14 protein-coding genes are annotated in these 22394 nt (G+C 57.9%); 3 read left to right on the top strand and 11 right to left on the bottom strand.

What is annotated here, in order from left to right; translation table 11 throughout:
* Nucleotides 1–3: 3 nt before the first annotated feature.
* Nucleotides 4–1584: an ABC transporter substrate-binding protein gene (locus tag HMPREF1147_RS07460; RefSeq protein WP_009658332.1), complete on the bottom strand. Its 1581-nt coding sequence runs from the start codon at nucleotides 1582–1584 to the stop codon at nucleotides 4–6.
* 300 nt (nucleotides 1585–1884) lie between these two features.
* Between HMPREF1147_RS07460 and HMPREF1147_RS07455 the strand changes: the two genes are divergently transcribed.
* Nucleotides 1885–2583, top strand: coding sequence for a Crp/Fnr family transcriptional regulator (locus tag HMPREF1147_RS07455; RefSeq protein WP_009658355.1), 699 nt, complete (start codon nucleotides 1885–1887; stop codon nucleotides 2581–2583).
* Between the two features lie 376 nt (nucleotides 2584–2959).
* Here HMPREF1147_RS07455 and bioB read toward each other — a convergent pair whose 3' ends face one another.
* The 7 genes from bioB to uvrB all read right to left on the bottom strand — a co-directional run bounded on the left by bioB (nucleotide 2960) and on the right by uvrB (nucleotide 13353).
* Nucleotides 2960–3970, bottom strand: a complete 1011-nt coding sequence (gene bioB / locus HMPREF1147_RS07450) for a biotin synthase BioB (RefSeq protein ID WP_009658303.1) — start codon at nucleotides 3968–3970, stop codon at nucleotides 2960–2962.
* Nucleotides 3971–4069: 99 nt separating this feature from the next.
* Nucleotides 4070–4900 carry a methyltransferase domain-containing protein gene (locus tag HMPREF1147_RS07445; protein ID WP_009658384.1) on the bottom strand — a complete coding sequence of 277 codons (831 nt, stop codon included), beginning with the start codon at nucleotides 4898–4900 and terminating at the stop codon, nucleotides 4070–4072.
* Nucleotides 4897–6348 carry a glycosyltransferase family 41 gene (locus HMPREF1147_RS07440; protein WP_009658353.1) on the bottom strand — a complete coding sequence of 484 codons (1452 nt, stop codon included), beginning with the start codon at nucleotides 6346–6348 and terminating at the stop codon, nucleotides 4897–4899. The genes HMPREF1147_RS07445 and HMPREF1147_RS07440 overlap by 4 nt, the downstream gene beginning before the upstream one ends.
* Nucleotides 6345–7499 (bottom strand): metallophosphoesterase, encoded by a 1155-nt coding sequence (locus HMPREF1147_RS07435; protein WP_009658298.1) that lies wholly within the window; start codon nucleotides 7497–7499, stop codon nucleotides 6345–6347. Before HMPREF1147_RS07435 ends, HMPREF1147_RS07440 begins: the two co-directional genes overlap by 4 nt.
* A gap of 22 nt (nucleotides 7500–7521) precedes the next feature.
* On the bottom strand, nucleotides 7522–8439 hold the full coding sequence (locus tag HMPREF1147_RS07430) for an AEC family transporter (protein WP_009658339.1): 918 nt from the start codon (nucleotides 8437–8439) through the stop codon (nucleotides 7522–7524).
* A 37-nt stretch (nucleotides 8440–8476) separates the two neighbouring features.
* Nucleotides 8477–11308 (bottom strand): excinuclease ABC subunit UvrA, encoded by a 2832-nt coding sequence (gene uvrA, locus HMPREF1147_RS07425; protein ID WP_009658306.1) that lies wholly within the window; start codon nucleotides 11306–11308, stop codon nucleotides 8477–8479.
* 8 nt (nucleotides 11309–11316) lie between these two features.
* Entirely contained in the window at nucleotides 11317–13353 is a 2037-nt protein-coding gene (uvrB, locus tag HMPREF1147_RS07420) for an excinuclease ABC subunit UvrB (protein WP_009658320.1), read from the bottom strand.
* Between the two features lie 237 nt (nucleotides 13354–13590).
* On the opposite strand from uvrB, the gene typA reads away from it, so the two are divergent.
* Nucleotides 13591–15408, top strand: coding sequence for a translational GTPase TypA (gene typA / locus HMPREF1147_RS07415; protein ID WP_009658313.1), 1818 nt, complete (start codon nucleotides 13591–13593; stop codon nucleotides 15406–15408).
* 85 nt (nucleotides 15409–15493) lie between these two features.
* Here the strand turns inward: typA and HMPREF1147_RS07410 are convergent, their stop codons facing one another.
* The gene (locus HMPREF1147_RS07410) at nucleotides 15494–16660 is read right to left on the bottom strand and encodes an HD-GYP domain-containing protein (RefSeq protein WP_009658294.1); all 1167 of its coding nucleotides are present in this window, start codon (nucleotides 16658–16660) and stop codon (nucleotides 15494–15496) included.
* Nucleotides 16661–16703: 43 nt separating this feature from the next.
* Nucleotides 16704–19175, bottom strand: a complete 2472-nt coding sequence (gene leuS / locus HMPREF1147_RS07405) for a leucine--tRNA ligase (RefSeq protein ID WP_009658329.1) — start codon at nucleotides 19173–19175, stop codon at nucleotides 16704–16706.
* A 270-nt stretch (nucleotides 19176–19445) separates the two neighbouring features.
* On the opposite strand from leuS, the gene HMPREF1147_RS07400 reads away from it, so the two are divergent.
* Nucleotides 19446–20198: a sulfite exporter TauE/SafE family protein gene (locus HMPREF1147_RS07400; RefSeq protein WP_009658309.1), complete on the top strand. Its 753-nt coding sequence runs from the start codon at nucleotides 19446–19448 to the stop codon at nucleotides 20196–20198.
* 49 nt (nucleotides 20199–20247) lie between these two features.
* Here HMPREF1147_RS07400 and HMPREF1147_RS07395 read toward each other — a convergent pair whose 3' ends face one another.
* Nucleotides 20248–22356 carry a methyl-accepting chemotaxis protein gene (locus tag HMPREF1147_RS07395; RefSeq protein ID WP_009658354.1) on the bottom strand — a complete coding sequence of 703 codons (2109 nt, stop codon included), beginning with the start codon at nucleotides 22354–22356 and terminating at the stop codon, nucleotides 20248–20250.
* Nucleotides 22357–22394: the final 38 nt, after the last annotated feature.

Here is a 22394-nt window from a genome sequence, read left to right as displayed (position 1 = left end):
CGCTTACTTCCACTGCCATTCGTCGATATTGGCGAGGATGCCCATGCCCTGCCCGCGCTCGCCGACATGGAGCGTTCCAATATCGAGACGTTCATTGACGAAATACGGCACCTGCACCGTTGCAATCCAGAGATACGGGAGATCGACCTTCGGCCCGGTCACGCCGTCCCACTGTGCCGCCTTGAACTCGCGCAGCGCCTCCTCGTTCGATGTTGCCGCCATTGCCTTATCGATATGTGTATCGACCGCAGCGTTATGATAGACCGCGGGGTTGTTGATGACATTGACGCCGATCTGAGACGAATGGAAGTAGTTATAGAGCGCCTGCGGCGTGTAGTCGCCGAACGCCCACGTCGTCGGGATGTTCCGCGCAACCTTGCGCGCCTCCGACCACGGCGTTGACTTCGCGATGATATTGATGCCGAGCTTCTTTGCATCGTCGGCGAGCGCAACCGCCGTGTTGTAGCGCTGCAGATCGTTCGCGCGCCCGTTGATGACGAACTCCGCCTTGACACCGTTCTTCTCGCGGATGCCGTCCCCGTCCGTGTCCTTCCAGCCCGCATCCTCGAGGATCTGCTTTGCCTCATCCACGCGGTTGTCAGGCTCCTGCAGATCGTTGTTCGCCCATGCAAGCGCCTCGGCAAAGTTCATCGTCGGCTTTGCAAATCCGCCGAGCCCGTTATCGATGATCGTCTTGCGGTCGATGCCGATGTTCAGCGCACGGCGGATCGCGGGATCGCTCGTAACATTATTTCCGATGAGCACACCGTTTTCGTCATGCTCCGGTACCTGCGGCAGATTAATGCAAAAACTGTCGATCGAGTCCATGAGCACGAGGTTCATATGCGGCACGCTTGCGCCTGCAAATTCGGGCGGCGCAAAGATCAGATCCACCTGCCCCGACTGCGCCGCCGCGAGCACCGCGTCGTCGCCGAGGTTCAGCACTGTGACCTTTTTCAGCTTCGGCTTCTCCCCATAGTAATACTCGTTCGGCTCCATGATGAGCTGCTGTTCCTTTTGGAACGAGACCACCTTCCACGGACCACTGCCCACGGGCGCCGTTGCATAGCCCTCCTTGTAGGCATGTTTCGGCACGATGCCGAGGCTCGCCGCCGTCTCGAGGAACACTGACCACGGCTTCGTCAGCGTGAACTCCACCTGCGTATTCGACAGCGCACGCGCGGACGCCAGCGCCGTCAGATCCACGGCGCCACCGGCAGCCTTTGCCGTCTCATAGGTGAATACGACGTCCTCCGCCGTCACCGGCGTCCCGTCCGAGAATTTCGCATCATCGCGCAGCGTAAAGACATACTGCATCCCATCGGGCGACTGCTTGACCTCCGTCGCGAGCTCCTTCACGAGATTGTTGTCGCGATCGTGCCCCATGAGCGCGCTGTGAAACGGATCGGGTCCCCACAGCCCCCAACCTGCCGTCGGGTCAAAGCCCTCGCCGACCATGTATTTACCGACAGAGATAACGATTTCCCCCTTATCGGCGCGTTCATTCTTCGCCCGGTCGCTTCCTCCGCAGCCGACTGCGAGCAGCATCAGCGCCGCCATCAAACACATACAAAGCTTTTTCATTAATAATCCTTTCTTCAAATCCTATGAATTTTACGTCTTTTCGAATGTCGAAAGCATCTTCCCTCCTTTGACATGCCCGATATGGGCACAGTTTCGACATTGCTCCGGCTTTTTCAGTCTCATCTTCCATAGTATTTTAACATGTTTTGACAAATCGTCAATCATTGAAAATGAAAATCTATAAATTCGTTGTTCAAATGATTCTGCATGTCGAAAATCGACCGAAACATTTTTGCAGCCCTATTCATCCTATGTTATAATCAATGAAAATATTTCTCCCTCTGTGCAAAGGAGTACATGATGGCGACGAACGACACGAAAAACGCGGCACAGATTCTCGCAAAGACGTCCCTCGCAGCGGGAATGAACGATGAGGATCTCGAGGAGCTGCTCGCCTCCGCCGAGGTGGCGCTGCGCACCTACCCAAAAGGCGCGATGATTTTTCACGACGGTGATATGCCGCACTCGCTCTATATCCTGCTCGAGGGCGAGGTACATATCCTCAAGGACACCTACTCGGGGCGCCAAATCTTTATCTCGGAGATCGATCATCCGGGGGATATGTTCGGTGAGGTCTATGAAGTCCTGCGCCGTCCATATGACATGTATGTCCGTGCCGTGACGAAGGTGCGTCTGCTTGAGGTGTCGAGTCACCTATTCACGCTCGATGTCGGCGCTGCACCGCATCGCAGTGCGCTCATCGTCCAGCGCAATCTCATGAAAATCTTTGCAGGCAAGGCGTACGCAATGCACACGAAACTCAAGATTCTCGCGAGCGGCACCCTGCGCGAAAAGATTGTGCGTTACCTCTTCCCCCATGTGGATGCAGAAGGCAACGTAACGCTCACTGTCAGCCGTGAATTTATCGCCGCATATCTTGCCGTCAGCCGCCCATCCCTCTCGCGCGAGTTGAGCACCATGCAGCGCGAAGGCATCATTGAGGCAACGGGACGCAAAATCCGCGTGCTCGACATGGATGTATTCGAATCGTATTTGTGACAACAAAAAAGCGCTTGTACCAACGCATCATTACGTTGATACAAGCGCCTTTTCATTGGTTCGATGCTAGGACACCGCTAGGCACCAAAATCCCGTGTTCAGAGGAAACCTAAGTGACGCGGAAGTTTCGATGCATAGCTAGGCATGAGGAGAATACAAGCGAAGGCGTAGTTAAAGAGCTACGTCGAGCGCAGGATTCGACGAATAACGACGCTAGGCGCGAAAATCCCGTACGCAAAGCCGTACAGTAAGTGACGTGCAAGATTTGATGCAGGGCTAGGAATTGAGGAGAATGCGAGGAAGGCGTAGATGCAACCTACGTCGACGAAGCATTCGACGATATGACGCCGCCATGCGCAAATATCGCACGTCACGCCTATCGAGCGCCGCAGGTTCCTGTTAAAGCCCTACAATCCTCATCCTTATTCGTCATGCCGAGTTCACGCAACAGCTCCATGTCCTCTGCAATCGTTGTGCCGGAGGTGGTGAGCATGTTACCGGTGATGGATGCGGATGCGCCCGCCTTGAACGCGGTTGCACCATTCTCGGGGAGGAGCTTGCGTCCCGCACCGAGGCGGACGTTCGCCGTCGGATTAATGAAGCGGAAGATCGCAATCGTGCGCAGGATCTCGTCGCCCGAGAGCGGCTCGAGATGCTCGAGCGCAGTTCCGGGGATCGCCATGAGGGAGTTGAGCGGGATGGACTCGATGCCGAGCTCTTGGAGCGCGAACGCCATCTCGAAGCGGTCGTCCCATGTCTCGCCCATGCCGATAATGCCGCCGGAGCAGACGCAGAGCCCTTCCGCCTGCGCGTCCTTGATCGTACGGATGCGGTCGGCATAGGTGTGCGTCGTGCAGATTTCAGGGAAATAGCGCTCGGAGGTCTCGATGTTGTGATGATAGCTCGTCACGCCGATCTCGCGGAGACGGCGGAGCTGGATGCGCGAGAGGAGTCCGTGCGAGGCGCAGAGGTCGATCGTAAGCGTGCGCTTGATCTCCTTGTAGGTATCGATCGCCTGTTCAAATTCTTTGCCGCTGAGCGCACCGCCCGAGGTGACGATGGAGAAGCGGTTCGCGCCCGCGTCCTGGTTCGCCTTTGCGTGCGCGATGATCTCCTCCTGCGGGAGGAAGCTGTAGGTCTCGACGCCCGTCTTGTGGCACGCCGCCTGCGCGCAGTATTTGCAGTTCTCGCCGCAGCGCCCGCTGCGCCCGTTCACGATGGTGCACAGATCGATATGGTTGCCGCAGAACTGCCGCTGAAGGCGGTATGCCCCCTCCTTGAGCTCTTCGAGCGGAGCTTCGAGGAACAGCGATCGGTCAGTGTCGCGTCCCAGACGATAGCCCGCGATGATCTTTTGTGTAAGTTCTGCGATATATCCTTTGCGCATACAAAAATCCCTGCCTTATCATAAGTAATTTTTATCTTGCTTATTATAAAACAGGAATCGTATCCCGTCAACTAAATATTTAGTTTACCGTTTACTTTTTCACATATTTTCGAAGAGTTCCCGCAGCTCCGCATGAACGCGGGCGTCGTGCACGCAGACCTCGTTGATGAAATCCGTAAGATACTCCGAAAAGATGCCCTCGCGCACGCAGAGAGCGCGCAGTGCCGCCTTGCTCTCCTCCGGTGCGACGCCGTACTCGATGCGATGCAGGAGTCGTGCGAGTTCCCGCCGCATCTCCAGTGTAAAAAGCAGCTTTAGATTCGCGCCCGCCGCCGTACTGCGCTCTGCACGCACGAGCCATGTGCGCGTCGAGAGGTCGTCATTGACATTTGCGAAGCCCTCACGCGCCCATTCCTCCCCCGCCGAGAGATCGTCGTCCCGATCGCCGGGCGTAAAGTGAATTTCCTTATAGAGCGCGTCGTTCAGGAGGCGCACGATCTCGGGCTTGGCATAGAGCCTACGCTCGCCGCGCACGGGGAAATCACCCGCGCGCAGGAGGTCGAGCATGCCGTGGTAGCGCACGTTCGGATAGCTCGTGTAGAGCGCCCCCGTCTCCTTGAGCCTGCGGTTCAGCGCCATGAGGACGTCGTAGGGTTCGTGTGCGAACTCGAGCGCAAACTCCGCGATGATCCGGTCGAACATTTCCTCGGGGAACGGCAGAATTTCTTTTTGCCAGTCCGTCACATGCCAGTGTATCCGAAGCGGCGCGAGCGTTTCATGTGCCGCGACCTCTTCGTAAGGCGTGACGGCATGAATCTCGGCGTTCGGGTAAAGCGCGCGCAGATGCGCGAGCCGCTCCGATCCGTCGATAATGAGGATCGTCAACCGCTCGGGGCTTTCGGTCAGCAGCTCCGCCAAATCCGTTTTCACAATGCAAAGTCTCCGCGTTCTGCCCAGATACGCGCAATCGCTTCCTCGGCGGCACGCAGATATGCCGCCTCGTCCATCAGCGGCGACGTCTCCACCTGCGCACGGAGTGCCGCGCGTCCCGCGCGCACCTCGCCGATGCGTCCCGCGAGATCGACGGCGATCTGCTCATAGGCGCGTTCGTCCGCGCCGATCCACTCCGTATGTCCCGCCGCCGTGAGGATGCTCGCCCCGAGACGAGACGCATGGGTCTCTCCGCGCAGGGAGACGACAGGAACGCCCATGTAGAGCGCGGTCGCCGTGGACGCGCCGCCCGCATAGGGGAATGTGTCGAGCGCGATGTCGATGTCGCCGTAATCCGCGAGATAGTCCTGCCTGCCGGGGCGCACGAAGATGCGTTTCATCGGCATCTTCATACCGTCAAGCATCTCAAGGATAGTTGTCACGCGCAGGGGACTGTCCACGGCATCTTGGAGCACGAGGCGCGATTTCGGCACCTTTTTGAGGATGCGCTCCCACATCTTCAGAACCGCTTCATTGATTTTCATAAAGTTCTGCAGAACGCCGAAGGTCACGGGCTCATCTACGGGGCGCGCGGAGACCTCCGCGGCGCGCATCCCGGCGGTCGGGGTCATGACAAACGCGTACGGGAGACGCAGCAGCTCCTCGCTGTAAAACTCCTCCGTCCCCGTCGGCGAGAGTACTTCGTCTGTCAGGAAGCCGTCGACAAAGGACACCCCCGTCGTCGCGAACCAGCCGATGCCCGAGATCTGCACGGGCGCGGGACGGCGCGCGAGCACCATGAGCGTCATGCCGCCCTCGGTATGTCCGCCGAGGTCGATGAGCACGTCGATCTCATCAGTGCGAATGCACTCCGCCTGCTCCTCGATGGAGATGTTCTCAAGAGACGCATAGCGTACGTCGGCGCGCAGGGACTCCGTGAACGCATCCGCACGGTCGCTGAGGGCATAGGCGTAAACATCGTATTTTTCCCTGAGGCCGCGCATCAGCCCCGCGTAAAAGAGCGATGAGGACGAATCGAGGAAATGCGGTGCGATAAAGCCGATGCGCAGACGCTCATGCCGTACGTTCTCACGCGGTGCAAGCGGTTCTTCGTGGCGGTAGAGCGTCGCGTACATGTCGAACTGCGCCTTGAGCTCCTTCGGCGTGAGGTTCGGCACGGCATGGCAGAGGTAGAGGTAGTTGGAGAAGTGCTCGCGCTGACTCCGCAGAAATTTATCCTCCGTCGCCGCTTCAAAATACGAGGCGAGCGCGCCCTCCGTATCGGCGAGCGCACCGCAGCACGCGCCCATCATCTCGGAGAAGCGCCACTGTTCCTCGTCGGGGATCTCGTTGTTGCGGCGCATGTGCAGGATCGCTTCAATCGCCTCATAGATGTATCCCGTGTGAATATCCTCGCGAATCGCGCTGTAGTCCTCCATCCAACTCATTGCTCTTTTTTCCTTTCCAGTCTAAAAAATGCGATTTCAGGCGGGCATCCGATGCGCAGAGGAAACCAGCTTCCGTTGCCCACGTGCACGTAGCCGTAGTTGTCGCCGATGCGCACCATGCCGCGCGTGTATTTGAATACGGGGAACAGCGGAATCCCGAGGAAGCCGAACTGGCTCCCATGGGTATGCCCCGTCAGCGTCAGCGGTACATTGCCGCGTGCCGCCGCGTCGTCGATGAACTCCGGGTGATGCGCGAGCAGGACGGTCACGGCATCCGGCGGGACATCCGCCATCGCCGCCTTGAAAAACGCCGTTTTTTCCGCATAAAATCCATCCCCGCGCGCAAAGGGATAATCGACGCCCGCAATATAGATGCCGCGCCCCGCGACGCGCTTCGCGCCGTTCAGCACAACGTGGACACGTCCTTCGCGCGCCATCGCGTTCACAATGCGCCGCCCGTCATGATAGTACTCATGATTGCCGATGCAGTACCAAATGCCGTTCGAATAATCTCCGACATGTGCGGCAAGCGTCTCTGCCGCCGCCTCATTTTGACGTTCGTCGTCGAAGAGATCACCCGTCACGGCGAGGAGATCCGCGCCGCGCGCGGCGACCTCCCCGAGCAGATGCTCAAAATCCTCCACGGAAAAATAGGGTCCCAGATGCATGTCGCTGATCTGCGCGATGACGATGCCCTCCGCCTCGTGCGGGAGCCGCGCGATGGGAATCGTATAGTCGTTTTGTACCGTATGCAGGCGCTCGAAGAACGCGCCGTATCCGCTGAGCAGCAGCCCTACCGCAGGATAGGCGGCAGCACCCGTGAGCATCCTCCGCCGCGCGGGATCATACGGCGCGGCGAGCAGTCTGCGCCGCAGATACCGCAGTGTGACGCCCGCGACGACCGCCGCAAGCGTAATGCACTGCGCCGTAAAGAGCAGAATGATGAGAAACGCGACCGCCGCGCCCCATCCGTGCATGAATGCGTTTCGGATGAAGAGGATCAGACTGCCGATACCGAGGATGTCAAACGCCGTAACGCCGAGACGCGCAAAGAACAGCCGACGCCCCGCGGCGATATAGCGCAGGAAATACAGCGACGCGCCGAGGATCAGACCGACCGCTCCGATGAGGATCAACGTGAATATGAGCAAGGACGCCCCTTTCTACACGAACTCAGATGCCGGTCAGCACCGAGACGAGCGGGATGGTCGCCACCGAGATCATCGTCGAGAGCGCGATGATCTCCGTCATGAGCGGATAGGCGACCTTGTTGTAGAGCAGCGCGACCATCGCGACCATGCCGCCCGTCGGTGCAGCGACGATGACGAGACTGCACCCGAGGATATACGGATTCGTGACGAAGAGTTTCATGATGAGGAGCAGCGGAATCGGGAGCACGACCGCTTTCAAAAAGGTATAGAGGAGCAATTTCCGATCCGTCAGCATGTGGCGCACGTGGATGTCCTTGAGCGATGCGCCGATCATCATCATCGCGAGCGGCGCAGTGAGCGCGCCGATCATCGTGAACGCCTGCATGAGCAGCAGCGGCGTTTGAATTTCGGCGAAATAGATAATGCACGCAATCAGCGACGCGACGATGCCGGGGTTGAGCAGCATACGGATGAGGTCGGCGCCGCGCCGCTTATGTATGCTGATGGACGACACGCCGTAAACGAAGAAGAGCAGATTGACGGGGATGAAGAAGAGCGTCATATAGACGACCGCCTGATCGCCATAGACGCCCTGCACGAGCGGCAGTCCCATAAAGAGCGAGTTGTTGAACCAGAACGAGAGGTTCACCGCGCCGCGCAGACGCCCGCGGAAGCGCAGGATGAGCGGCAGCAGGAAACCGACGATGCACATCATTGCGAGCAGTACGGCATACGCCGTATAGGTCTCGATGACCTGCGAGAGCCCCATATGCTCCTCCGCGTGCATCGCGGCGGAGATGATGAGAGACGGACACGCGATGTTGACAATCAGCGAGGAAAACTGTTCCTGATTGTTCGGAATGATGATGTTGTACCGCCGTGCAAGCGCGCCCGCAAAGATCATCAGAAAAAATACGACCATCTGGCCTAAAATGAGCATCTGAAATTACCTTCTTTATATTCCATTCCCCAAAAATTTAATGCCGTTCATCCAAAAGAGGCTTTAAGAATTGCCCCGTGTAGGATTCTTTGACCTTGACGATCTGCTCGGGCGTTCCCTTCGCCACAACGGTACCGCCGCGTACGCCGCCCTCGGGACCAAGGTCGATAACATAGTCCGCCGCCTTGATGACGTCGAGGTTGTGCTCGATCACGACGACCGTATCCCCGCCGTCTACGAGACGCTGGAGGATGACGAGCAGCTTATGAATATCCGCCGCGTGCAGTCCCGTCGTCGGCTCGTCGAGGATGTAGAGCGTCTTGCCCGTGCTGCGCTTGGCGAGCTCCGTCGCGAGCTTGACGCGCTGTGCCTCGCCGCCCGAGAGCGTCGTCGCGGGCTGCCCGAGCCGGATGTAGCCGAGCCCGACGTCGCGAATGATCTCGAGTTTGCGCGCGATGCGCGGGACATTTTGAAAGAACTCCACCGCCTCGTCGATCGTCATGTCGAGTACCTCTGCGATGGTCTTGCCCTTGTAATGTACCTCCAGCGTCTCGCGGTTGTAGCGTGCGCCCTTGCAGACCTCGCACGGGACGTAGACGTCCGGGAGGAACTGCATCTCGATCTTGAGGATGCCGTCGCCGCGGCACGCCTCACAGCGCCCGCCCTTGACGTTGAAGCTGAACCGCCCCGCCTTGTAGCCGCGCATCCGCGACTCGGAGACCTGGCTGAACAGGTCGCGGATCGCGTCGAACACGCCCGTATAGGTCGCGGGGTTCGAGCGCGGCGTTCGCCCGATCGGCTGCTGGTCGATGTTGATCACCTTGTCGATGTGCTCAAGCCCCTTGATTTTTTTATGCTTGCCGGGCTTTCCCTTCGCTCGGTAGAGGCGCGAGGCGACGCCGCGGTAGAGGATCTCGTTGACGAGCGTGGACTTGCCCGAGCCGGAGACGCCCGTGACGAGCGTCAGCGTTCCGAGCGGGAATTTCACGTTGATATTCTTGAGGTTGTTCTCCTGCGCGCCGACGATTTCGAGTACGTTTCCGTTCCCCTTGCGCCGCGTATCGGGCACGGGGATGAATTTTTTCCGCGAGAGATACGCGCCCGTCACGGATGCGGGTACCTGCATGATCTCCTGTGCCGTTCCCTCCGCGACGACCTCTCCGCCGTGTTCGCCCGCGCCGGGGCCGATGTCGATGATGTGATCGGCGGCATACATCGTGTCCTCGTCGTGCTCGACGACGATGAGCGTGTTGCCGAGGTCGCGCAGGTGCCGGAGCGTCGCGAGCAGGCGGTTGTTGTCACGCTGATGCAGACCGATGCTCGGCTCGTCGAGGATGTAGAGCACGCCCATCAGCCCCGAGCCGATCTGCGTCGCGAGCCGGATGCGCTGTGCCTCTCCGCCCGAGAGTGTCCCCGCCGCGCGCGAGAGCGTTAGATAATCAAGCCCCACATCGAGCAGGAAATGCAGACGCGCGTGGATTTCCTTGAGTATCTCCACGGCAATCTTCGCCTCGCGCGGACTGAACTCCTGTGCCGCCGCCGTGAGAAAATCATCCGCCTCGTGAATGGTCAGCGCGGTGAGCTCCGCGATGTTCTTCCCGCCAATCGTGACGGCAAGCGTCTCGGGCTTCAGACGTGCGCCCCGGCACGCCGTACACGGCGTATCCGTCATGTAGTCCTCGTAGCTCTCGCGCATCTCCTCGGAGTCCGTCTCGCGGTAGCGGCGCGCGAGCGCGGGCAGAACCCCCTCGAACGGGACGTTGTACTCCTTCTCCTCGCCGAACATGTTGACATAGCGAAAGGAGACATATTCGTCGGGCGCGCCGTGCAGCAGAAGATGCTGCGTCTTTTTGTCCATGCGGTTCCACTGCGTGTGAACGTCGTAGTCATGCGCTTCGAGGAGCGCAGAGATCGCGCGCATACTGTAGGAGTTCGGGTTCTTTGAGAGCGGCGCAAATACGCCGTCCGCAACGCTGAGCGTCGGGTCGGGCAGGACGAGTTCGGGATCAAATTCCTTATGACTGCCGAGTCCCGTGCAGACGGGGCACGCGCCGAACGGGCTGTTGAACGAGAACATGCGCGGCGCGATCTCAGGCAGAGAGATGCCGCAGTCCACGCAGGCAAAGTTCTCGCTGAACATCAGCAGCTCGCCGTCTACGATCTGCACATAGACGACGCCGCCGCCCGCGCGCAGTGCCGTCTCGAGGGAGTCCGTCAGGCGGCTCTCCATGCCTGCGCGCACGACGAGACGGTCGACGACCACCTCGATGGTATGTTTCTTCTGCTTTTCAAGTGTGATTTCCTCGCCGAGGTCGCGCACTTCGCCGTCGATGCGGACGCGCACATAGCCGTCGCGGCGCATTTGGTCAAGGACCTTGCGGTGCTCGCCCTTTTTCCCTCGCACGAGCTGCGCCATGATGAGCAGCTTCGTCCCCTCGGGCAGAACTTTAATCTGATCCACCATCTGATCGACGCTCTGCTGTGCGATGGGCTTGCCGCAGCTCGGGCAGTGCGGACACCCCACGCGCGCATAGAGCAGGCGCAGGTAGTCGTAGATCTCCGTGACCGTGCCGACCGTGGATCGCGGATTGTGGCTCGTGGTCTTTTGGTCGATCGAAATCGCGGGCGACAATCCTTCTATATTATCCACATCGGGCTTGTCCATCTGCCCGAGAAACTGCCGCGCATAGGCGGACAGCGACTCGACGTAGCGGCGCTGCCCTTCGGCGTAGATCGTGTCGAACGCGAGCGAGGATTTCCCCGAGCCGGAGAGCCCCGTCACGACGACGAGTTTGTCGCGCGGAATTTCGACATTGATATTCTTGAGGTTATGGGCGCGTGCCCCCTCTATCTTAATGCTTTCGTTCATATTTTCCCCTATTTTTTCTTTGGAAGTTCGCCCTCCAATTCGACAATCATATCGCGCAGTTCCGCCGCCCGCTCAAATTCGAGGGCGCGCGACGCCTGCTGCATTTCGCGCAGGAGACTCTTGACGAGGTTTTCCCGCTCCTTTTTGCCGAGTTTCTTCTTTTTCCCGTTCTTTTTCCCATAGGGCGCAGTCCCCTCGGCTGCGACCAATGTCATCTCGATGAGCGGGACGACGGGCTTGACGATGGTCTTGGGCACGATGCCGTGTTCTTTATTGTAGGCTTCCTGTATCTCGCGGCGGCGCTCCGTCTCGTCGATCGCGCGCCGCATGGAGCCGGTCACGACGTCGCCGTACATGATGACATGCCCGCTCGCGTTGCGCGCGGCGCGTCCGATGGTCTGGATGAGCGAGGTGTCGGAGCGCAGGAAGCCCTCCTTGTCCGCGTCGAGGATCGCGATGAGCGAGACCTCCGGCATATCGAGTCCCTCACGCAGGAGGTTGATGCCGACGAGGACGTCGAACTCGCCCGCGCGCAGGTCGTGAATGATCTCCGCACGCTCGATGGTCGCGATGTCGGAGTGGAGGTAGCGCACCTTCACCCCCGCCTCGCGCAGGTAGTCGGTCAAATGCTCCGCCATGCGCTTCGTCAGCGTCGTGACGAGCACGCGCTCCCGGCGTTCGATGCGCAGACGAATCTCTGAGAGCAGATCGTCGATCTGCCCGTCGAGCGGGCGCACCTCGACAACGGGGTCGAGCAGCCCCGTCGGGCGGATGATCTGCTGCGTTACCTGCTGCGCCTGCTGCATCTCGTATTTCCCGGGCGTCGCCGAGACGTAGACGATCTGATTGACACGCGCCGCGAACTCGTCGAACGTCAGCGGGCGGTTGTCGAATGCCGATGGCAGGCGAAACCCGTTGTCAACGAGCGAGACCTTACGGCTGCGGTCGCCGCCGTACATCGCGTGAATCTGCGGCAAGGTCACATGGGACTCGTCGATCATGATGAGAAAGTCCTCGGGGAAGTAGTCGAGCAGCGTGTACGGCGTCTCCCCCGCTTTGCGGTGCGTTAGATGCCGTGAGTAGTTCTCGATGCCGGAGCAGTAGCCCATCTCCTGCATCATCTCGAGGTCGTAATTCGTCCGTTGCTCGAGCCGCTGTGCCTCGAGAAGTTTCCCCTCGCCCTTGAGCATGGCAAGCTGCTCTTCGAGTTCCGTGCGGATATCCGCCATCGCGATTTTCATATCCTCGTCCTCGGTGACGTAATGCGACGCGGGAAAGACCATCGAATGCAGGCGTTCTCCGTAGATTTCACCCGAGACTACGTCGAACTCGATGATGCGCTCCACCTCGTCGCCGAACATCTCGATGCGCACGCCGCGGTTGTTGTACCCCGCGGGGAAGATCTCTACGACGTCGCCGCGCACGCGGAACCGTCCGCGCTCAAAGGCGATATCGTTGCGCTCGTAGCGGATGGAGACGAGTTTTTGCAGAATCTCCTCGCGCGGGATCGTCTGCCCCTTGTGCACGGAGAGCACCATCTCGTGATAGCTCTCCGGCGAACCGAGACCGTAGATGCAGGAGACGCTCGCCACGATGATGACGTCGCGCCGCTCGAACAGCGAGCAGGTCGCGGAGTGGCGCAGCTCGTCGATCTCGTCGTTGATGGACGCGTCCTTCTCGATGTAGGTGTCCGTCTGCGCGATGTACGCCTCCGGCTGATAGTAATCATAGTAGCTGACGAAGTAGCCGACGTAATTATTTGGAAAGAACGATTTGAACTCGCTCGCGAGCTGCGCGGCAAGCGTCTTGTTGTGCGCGATGACGAGCGTCGGACGCTGCACGCGCTCAATGACCTTTGCCATCGTGTAGGTCTTGCCCGTGCCCGTCGCGCCGAGCAGCACCTGCGCCGTCTGCCCGTTCTCAATGCCGCCCGCAAGATCGGCGATCGCATGCGGCTGATCCCCCATCGGCTCAAAGGGCGCAACAACCTTGAACGGGATCTCCTCCCCCAAATTCGTCGTATTGAGTTTTGGAACCGTCGCCATCACACGCCCTCCTTTATGCCGCTTCGTAAAAAATCATTTCTCCATTATACGATTTAAGGATACGAATAGCAATAGACAGCCATAGAAAAAGCCGGAAGAGCGCAGAAAGGCACATTGGCGCCATGGTTTATCGCCAAAATTTGAGCGCCGGCGTTTCATTTGTTGACAAAAGGGGCAGGCTGTAATAAGATAGAAAAGCTATTTTTGAACGGGTACCTTGGGGAGGTTAATTTTTATATGAGTACAAATGAGAAGCTGCGCAACATTGCGATCATCGCACACGTTGACCACGGCAAGACGACACTGGTCGATGCGATGCTGCGTCAGAGTCATGTGTTCCGCTCGAACGAGCAGGTCGGCGAGCGCGTGATGGACTCGGGCGACATTGAGCGCGAGCGCGGCATTACGATTCTTTCGAAAAACACGGCGATTCTCTACGACGGCATCAAGATCAACATCGTGGATACACCAGGTCACGCGGATTTCGGCGGCGAGGTGGAGCGCGTCCTGAATATGGTGGACGGTGTCCTGCTCCTCGTGGACGCGTTCGAGGGGCCTATGCCGCAGACGAAATATGTGCTGCGCAAGGCGCTGGAGCAAAAGCTCAAGCCCATCGTTGTCATCAATAAAATTGACCGTCCGGATCAGCGTGTGGATGATGTATACGACGAAGTGCTCGAGCTCTTCATGGAGCTCGATGCGGACGACGATCAGCTCGACTTCCCCGTGATCTATGCGACGGCGCGCGACGGCATTGCAAAGTTCAACATGGAGGACGAGAGCGACAGCCTGGAGCCGCTGATGCAGACGATTGTGAAGGAGATTCCCGCGCCGCAGGGCGACGCCGAGGGGCCTTTGCAAATGATGGTGACGACGCTGGAGGCGGACGACTATGTCGGCCGTGTGGCGATCGGGCGCATCATCCGAGGCTCCGTCCGCCCGAATCAAAATGTGGTCGTCATCAGCGGCGATCATGAGACGAAGGCAAAGGTCGGCAAGGTCTATGTCTATCAGGGGCTCAAGCGCGTAGATGTGACCGAGGCGGGCATGGGCGAGATCGTCGCCCTGACAGGTCTCGGCGATGTGAGCATCGGCTACACAGTCGCGGATGCGGAGAATCCGGAGGCGCTGCCGACCATCAATATCGACGAGCCGACGCTCTCCATGACGTTCGGCGTCAACACGAGTCCGTTCGCGGGACGCGAGGGACAGTTCGTGACGTCGCGTCATCTGCGCGACCGCCTCTTTAAGGAAATCGAGACAAACGTCGCCATGCACGTCGAGGAGACGGACTCGGCGGACGTGTTCAAGGTCTCGGGACGCGGCGAGCTGCATCTCTCGATTTTGATTGAGCAGATGCGCCGCGAGGGTTACGAGCTGCAGGTCGGCAAGCCCGAGGTGGTCTACAAGACCATCAACGGACAACGCTGCGAGCCGATGGAGAATCTGACTGTCGAAGTGCCGCAAGAGTACATGGGCGCCGTCATGGAGGCGCTCGGCACACGCAAGGCGGAGCTGTCGAATATGACGGAGCTCTCGGGTTACATCCGCATGGAGTTCTTCATTCCCGCGCGCGGACTGATCGGCTTCCGCTCTGAACTCCTCACGAGCACAAAGGGCAACGGCATCATGAACCATATCTTCCACGGCTATGTCCCCTACAAGGGAGATATGAGCGGGCGTTCGCACGGTTCGCTGGTAGCGTTCGAGCAGGGAGAGACGACGGGCTACGGCATTTTCTCCCTCCAAGACCGCGGCACGATGTTCATCTCGCCGGGACAGCAAGTCTACGAGGGTATGATCGTCGGCGAGAACTCGCGCGACATCGACATGGACATCAATCCGTGCAAGAAGAAAAATGTCACGAATATGCGCACCTCGGCATCGGATGAGGCGATCCGCCTCACCCCGCCGCGCATCCTGAGTCTCGAGCAGGCGCTTGAATACATCAACGACGACGAGCTCGTCGAGGTGACACCGGAGAACATCCGTCTGCGCAAGGCAATTCTCGACCGTACGGCACGCGGACGCGCGGCAAAGAACGCACGCAAATAAAAGATACGTCAAACAACACACAAAAAGAGGATACTGCACGAATGATCCGTGCAGTATCCTCTTTTCTCTTTGATTGATGCTGTGCTTAGAGTGCGCTGACCTCCGCCGCTGTCATGATCTCAACGACGGTGATATCCTTAACCGTATTGAGGTCAAGGAATCCGCCCGAATCAAGCTGCACAACAGGCATTGCAGTGACACGCGACTCGTCGATATAAACGATACGCCCTGCCGTGCCGTCCGAAAGTCGCAGCCAACAGCCGTTGAGGGCGGCGTTGAGCTTGCGCATGAAGAGCACCGCGTATTCCGAGTCGAGTTTCCCATCGAGCACGTCCGCATAGAGCACCTTAAACACCTCGAACGGTGCGCGCTTTTGTGCGTAGGCGCGGCTCGACGCCATGGCATCGTAGCTGTCGAGGACGGCAAGCACGCGCCCAAATGTCGATATCTGCTCTCCCTGAAGCGCCGACGGATAGCCCGATCCGTCGCTGCGCTCATGGTGCTGAATAATGCCGTTCATCAGGTCACTGCGCCCTGCGAGAGGGCTGCCCTCAACGAGCTTAAAGCTGTCCACGACATGATTCTTCATGAGGTCAAACTCCTCGTCTGTGAGTTTTCCCTTCTTTTCCAAAATTTCATGCGGGATAAACTGTTTTCCTATATCGAGGAAGAGCCCTGCAAGCACAAGATTTTGACGATCAATGCCCGAGAGGTGCATCCATTTTGCCATCAGTCCACCGAGAATGGCGAGATGCACGCAATGGTGAATGTTGTAGTCTCCCTCTTGGTTCATACTGTAAATCATGGAGACGGCAGTCGCCCCCTCCTTGTAGAGGTCGCGCAGGCGCTGACTTGCCATGACAGGCTGAAGGATGTCCATGTTGAGCTTGCCCGTGAGTGCCGCATCCGCAAAGAGTTTTTCCATTTCTCCGTAGACGAATTTGTAGTCCTCTTCATATTTGGTATCTACGAGGGCATCGCGCTCCGGCAGCACGGTAATATTAAAGAGCGGCGCCTCTTCCTCGGCGGAAGAACGCTCTTCCTTTGCCTTTTTCTCCTTTTGGACGGCGCTCAGAATACTGTCCTCATCGACATAAACTGACGCAACCTCCTTTTCCTTCAGAAGGTTGATCATCTCACGGTTGAGAACGGTTCCGCCCTCAATGAGTACAACGTCCGTGTCTCCCTCGTAGACCGTACGACCGATCAGCATGTCCGGCAAGAGGCTCCGGACGGCAAACGCTTTTAACATAATGGCTTTCTCTCCCTTTTCCTGTTGTGTAAAATTCCCCGATTTATTTTACAACGATGTTCACGAGCTTCTTCGGCACGCAGATGACCTTTACGACGGTCTTTCCCGCGGTCAGTTCCTTTGCCCGCGGCAACTCCACGACGATCCGCTCCATCGATTCCCTGTCAAGATCGGCGGCGATCTTCACGCGGTCGCGCACTTTCCCGTTGATTTGGAGAACAACTTCGATCTCATCCTGTACCAACGCTCCTTCGTCATACTGCGGCCACGACTGCGCGTGAACGTTCCCTGTAAAGAGCCGCGACCAAAGTTCCGCCGTAATATGCGGCGCAAAGGGTGCGAGCATGCGCACAAGTGCAGAGGCTGCCTCCCGTGCCAGTCCCGGATGCAGTGCACGGTCTTGGAAGGCATAAAATGCATTGACCAGCTCCATAACGGAGGAGATCGCCGTGTTGAACATGAATCGGTCGCGTACATCCTCCGTGACCTTCTTCACGGTACTGTGGAGTACACGGCGCAGCTCCGTCTCCTCGGTACTAAGGGCGTCGGTATCATAGGCATCGGATGCCGATCGGATCGTCTCCTCAAACTGCCCCAGGATGCGCCATACGCGGCTGAGGAAGCGGAACGCCCCCTCGACGCCCTGATCGCTCCAGTCGAGGTCACGCTCGACGGGCGCGGCGAAGAGGATAAAAAGGCGCGCCGTATCTGCGCCGTAGCGATCAATGATCTCTTCAGGCGAGACGACGTTGCCGAGCGACTTGGACATCTTCGCGCCATCCTTGATCACCATGCCCTGCGTCAGGAGGTTCGTGAACGGCTCGTCGAAGTCGAGCATCTCCGCGTCGCGCAGCACCTTTGTAAAGAAGCGTGCATAGAGGAGATGCAGAATCGCGTGCTCGATGCCGCCGATGTACTGATCGACCGGCGCCCAGTAGTTCACGGCATCGCGGTCAAACGGACGTTCCGCATTGTGCGGGTCAGCGTAGCGGAAGTAATACCACGACGAGCAGATGAACGTATCCATCGTATCCGTCTCGCGCGTCGCGTCGCCGCCGCATTTGGGGCACTTGCAGTGCAGGAAGCTCTCGCTGCTCGAGAGCGGCGACACCGCTCCCTGTGCGAACGAGACGTCTTCGGGCAGCCGCACGGGAAGTTCGTTCTCGGGGACGAGTACCTCTCCGCACTGCGGACAGTTCACAATCGGAATCGGTGCCCCCCAGTATCGCTGACGCGAGATCAGCCAATCGCGCAGGCGATAGTTGACGCGGCGTTTCCCGAAGCCGCGTTCCTCCGCCTCGTCCATGATCGCCGACATTGCCGCGTGCATCTCCATCCCCGTGAACCTGCCGGAGTTCACGAGCACGCCGTCCTTTTCGACGTATGCCTCGGTCATCTCGTCAATGTTCAGCGCGCGATCCTTTGGCTGCAAGGTAAGAATCTTTCGGATGCCGTACTTTGTCGCGAACATCCAATCGCGCTGATCACCCGACGGCACGCCCATAACCGCGCCCGTGCCGTATTCGAAGAGGACGTAGTTCGTGATCCAGATCTCCACCTGCGCCCCGTTGAACGGATTCGTGCAGTAAACGCCGGTGAAGATGCCCTCCTTCTCCGACTCGCTCGAGGCGCGCTCGATGTCCGACTGTCTGCGCACGCGCGTGCAGAATGCACGAATCTCGTCCGCCTTTGGATTGCCCTCACAGATCTTCTCCACGAGCGGATGCTCCGGCGCGAGCGCAAGGAACGTAATGCCGAACGCCGTATCGGGGCGTGTCGTATAAACGGGAATCTCCGTATCAAGGGCGGGGGCAGGCAGTTGGAATTCCAGTCCCTCGCTGCGCCCGATCCAGTTCTCCTGCATTGTCTTGACGCGCTCCGGCCATCCCGGCAGCTTGTCAAGGTCGGCAAGCAGCTCGTCCGCATAGTCCGTGATCTTGAAGAACCACTGCGCGAGATTTTTCTTCTGCACCTCGGACTTGCAGCGCCAGCATTTCCCGTCCTCTACCTGTTCGTTCGCGAGCACCGTGCCGCAGGTATCGCACCAGTTGACCGACGCTTCCTTCTTATAGGCAAGTCCCTTTTTATAAAAGAGTTCGAAAATCCACTGCGTCCAGCGGTAGTAATCCTCGCGGCAAGTCACGACCTCGCGATCCCAATCGTAGGAGAGCCCCATCGCGCGCTGCTGGCGCTTCATATTCTCGATGTTCGCATACGTCCACGCAGCAGGATGCACACTGTTCTTGATCGCCGCATTCTCGGCGGGCATCCCGAAAGAGTCGAAGCCCATCGGATGCAGTACATTGTATCCCGCCATCGTGCGGAACCGCGCCACAACATCCCCGATCGAATAGTTGCGGACATGACCCATATGGAGGTTGCCCGAAGGATACGGAAACATCTCCAGTACATAGTATTTCGGTTTTGCGGGATCCTGCTGCGTCCGATAGCTATGCTCCTTGTCCCATATCTCCTGCCACTTTGCCTCAATTTCCTGCGGGCAATATCTCTCCACGTTCCTCGTGCTCCTCCCAATATCAAACGGCAAAACTGCGTCCCCGTGAACGCGGCTCATAGCTCTCTCATCATCATATATAGATGTAATACATTATACCTTAAAGCCATGGAAAGCGTCAATCGCTATTCCTATCACACAGCAAAAATAATTAGGACTTTTTTCTTATATTTCTTTTCATGCATACATGTTATGGCTGCAGTGCATCCCATGCATTTTTATGCTATAATAGACAGAATTATCGACTGTAACAAAAAGGGGGATTTTCGCTTGGACGCGTATCTTTCAGGCGTCGCTGCGCACGCAGGCCCCGCACTTGCTGTTTTCTGCGCGGCATTCATTCAGTCCATTACCGGATTTGGTCTCGTCATCATTGCCGCGCCCCTGCTCATGTTCTTTTACGAGCCAAAGCTCACCGTCCCCATCATGCTGCTCATCGCTTGCAGCAGCAATTCGGTACAGGGTTTTCTCATGCGGCGCCGGGCAAACTATCCGCTCATCGGCACGCTCTATCTCGGTATGCTGCTCGGTCAGCCCTTCGGATTTTTCTTCTTTACCTACATCTCGAACGACGCGCTCAAGGTATTCATTAATGTCGTCGTTCTGCTGACCCTCCTCCTCATGCACGTCTCTCACCGGCGCATCACCCAGTGCCGCCGCAACACGATCATCACGGGAATGCTCTCGGGGTTCACCGCCATCACGACGGGAATGGGCGGTCTCCCTTTCCTCATCTATCTCGCATATACCGAAATGCCCGCAAACGTTTTTCGCGCGACCTGCTTCATCTATTTTTTCCTCGGCAACGCGACCTCGCTCGTCAGCTATCTCGTCGGCGGCTACCCGCTTACGGATGCGTTCAATCAGTTTCTCTATCTCCTGCCTGCGCTCGTCACGGGTATCGTCGCCGGACATTTCTCCATGCGCTATATCCCCGCATCTTTCTTCCGTAAATTTATCTTCGTCATCCTCTACAGCGCCTCGATCTACACGATTATCTCAATCGTGGGGAAATCACTTTGATGCCATAAAAAACGCGACCAATTGGTCGCGTTTTTATACGGTACATTTCTCAGCGAATCGAACGAAGAACCGCTTCCAATTCATCAAAGCGCCGTCCTAGGCTCTCTCCGAGCTCTGCCGCTTTTTCGATGGACGCGCCGGAACTTTGAACTGCGCTCAGCGCACTGTCGAGATTCCGACGCAGGGTCTCGATCTGTCCGTCAAAACCGTGTTCAAAGTTCTCAACTTTCTCCTCAAACTCCTGATTCGTCGCAAGCATTTTGTCAATCTCCTGCACATCGCGCAGGAGCTGCGTAATCGCCTCATCGGAAGCCTCCAGGCGTTCGCGCGTATTCTCGGAGAGTTTTCGCACCTCTCCCGCCACAACGGCAAACCCGCGTCCCGCCTCGCCCGCACGAGCAGCTTCGATCGCCGCGTTGAGTGCGAGGAGATTGATCTGTGCCGAGATCTCCGTAATCATCTGCATAACCTGTTCGATCTTTTTTGTGCTCTCTGTGAGGGTCTGCAGCTTTGGTGTAATCTCAGCGTTGCGGCCAAGGAGTTCTTTGGTCATATCCCCCTGCCCGCCGAGACTGCTGCTCAGCGTCCCCACAAGTTCCGAAACATTTCCGGCGCTCTCGGAGACACGCATCATCGTCTCCGCCAGCCCCGCCATTTGGCTTCGATAGGAAGCGAACTCACCAATGATGCCGTCCTTCAAATCGCCGATAATCTGCATGTGGGTGATTTCACGCGTGAGGAACGACTTTTGACAGTCTGCATAGATCGTCGGAAAATGATCCAGATAATTATCTTCAAATTTTTCACCGGACATCCGATAAAAGAAAATTGCCGTCAATGTCTCGTTGAGGTGTACTCCCGAGATTTCGCCAAGTGCGGAATACCCTGCCACAGGAATGCCCGCGAAGAGATCTGCACCCGCCAGTTCGGCCGAAAAAACGAGCCGCCGCGACACACAGTCGTTGAGCACCGCACCGATCGGCGTCGGTTTTCCCTTTGCAAACGCGCGATAATCCGCTTTGAGTGTTTCGATGAGCTTGGTTCGACGCACCAAACGAATTTCTTCACCTGCCGTGATATCGCAGTAAAGGCGCAGGCTCTTGGTCTTCTCATCGATGCTGTGCAGTGCCCGGATACAAAGTTCGCGTCCGATGCGCGTTGCAAAATTATAACCTGCCATAGCATCTATAAGCCCGGAGATGTCGGAAACATGCAGCTCTTTCATCAGCACTTCGGCAAACGATACAGGATGCCCGTCAGCATCTGCAACAGTATCCACAGTGCGGAATGTCGAATCTGACCCGATGACCGTCCACTTCTTCCCCGTATCCTCTACCGCCTGCGTCTTAAATATTGCATAGCGGTAACTTTCGGCAAGCTTGACAACAAGAACAGCCGCATGGTTCTCAAGAACCTTTTTCCCGTCGTAGATGTAGGTATGCGAGAAATCCAGCGCACCGCCCGCACTGCCGCCAATGTAGGGACAAGGCAAAATTCCTGCGTCATAGATCCCCTTGAGCACAAAGGATTCGCATGAACTCACCCCGTCGACATAAACGAAGGCGAACGTATCGTCAAAACGTACCGGAAACGGAATACTCTCGTGACGCAGATCTTCACGTATGCGCCGGGTACGCTCTGCCGGTGTGAGCTCGGACACGCCCCGCCGCATGTCGTCGTTATGCAGAGAGAGCGTCAGCATGTGCGACTGCACGATCATCCGCTGAGAGAACGCCTGCAGCAGGATCTTTGCACGCCCTTCCTTCGCATCTAAGTAATAGGAACGCGATCCCTGCTCATAGGCAAGCTCCCCGCAGGTCGTCATGAGAAGGATCTTCACATTCGGCGGTGACGCGGCGGATACGGCGCGTGAGACGTCCTCCATCGAAAGATCCGCCGAAACGAATCCCAAAACAACGGCAGGTCCGCCCGGCAAGTCATACAGTTCCCGCAGCCGCTCCGCCGTCAACTCCGCGCGCGAAAGATACGCCGTTCTGATGTCTGCGCCGCCGACCGACGCCCCGAGTCCCTCAAAGGGTACGTGTGCTTTGACAGGCGCATCTTTGGGCGCATTCCCGGACGTCAGCGGCTTTGCCTTGATCCGATCCGCGAGCGATACTTCCGACTCCTCTTTTTTCTTCCCCAAAAAACCGAACATATTTACTTCCTCCCTCTCTCTGTTTTCCTTATTATATC

Source organism: Selenomonas sp. FOBRC9 (assembly GCF_000287655.1).
Classification (GTDB): domain Bacteria; phylum Bacillota; class Negativicutes; order Selenomonadales; family Selenomonadaceae; genus Centipeda; species Centipeda artemidis.
This window is presented reverse-complemented; position numbering and strand designations above follow the sequence as displayed.

Bases quoted from the DNA above. Each gene is read 5' to 3' on its own strand.
- HMPREF1147_RS07460 (WP_009658332.1), bottom strand. From the start codon at position 1,584: ATGAAAAAGCTTTGTATGTGTTTGATGGCGGCGCTGATGCTGCTCGCA.
- HMPREF1147_RS07455 (WP_009658355.1), top strand. From the start codon at position 1,885: ATGGCGACGAACGACACGAAAAACGCGGCACAGATTCTCGCAAAGACG.
- bioB (WP_009658303.1), bottom strand. From the start codon at position 3,970: ATGCGCAAAGGATATATCGCAGAACTTACACAAAAGATCATCGCGGGC.
- HMPREF1147_RS07440 (WP_009658353.1), bottom strand. From the start codon at position 6,348: ATGAGTTGGATGGAGGACTACAGCGCGATTCGCGAGGATATTCACACG.
- HMPREF1147_RS07430 (WP_009658339.1), bottom strand. From the start codon at position 8,439: ATGCTCATTTTAGGCCAGATGGTCGTATTTTTTCTGATGATCTTTGCG.
- uvrA (WP_009658306.1), bottom strand. From the start codon at position 11,308: ATGAACGAAAGCATTAAGATAGAGGGGGCACGCGCCCATAACCTCAAG.
- uvrB (WP_009658320.1), bottom strand. From the start codon at position 13,353: ATGGCGACGGTTCCAAAACTCAATACGACGAATTTGGGGGAGGAGATC.
- typA (WP_009658313.1), top strand. From the start codon at position 13,591: ATGAGTACAAATGAGAAGCTGCGCAACATTGCGATCATCGCACACGTT.
- HMPREF1147_RS07410 (WP_009658294.1), bottom strand. From the start codon at position 16,660: ATGTTAAAAGCGTTTGCCGTCCGGAGCCTCTTGCCGGACATGCTGATC.
- HMPREF1147_RS07395 (WP_009658354.1), bottom strand. From the start codon at position 22,356: ATGTTCGGTTTTTTGGGGAAGAAAAAAGAGGAGTCGGAAGTATCGCTC.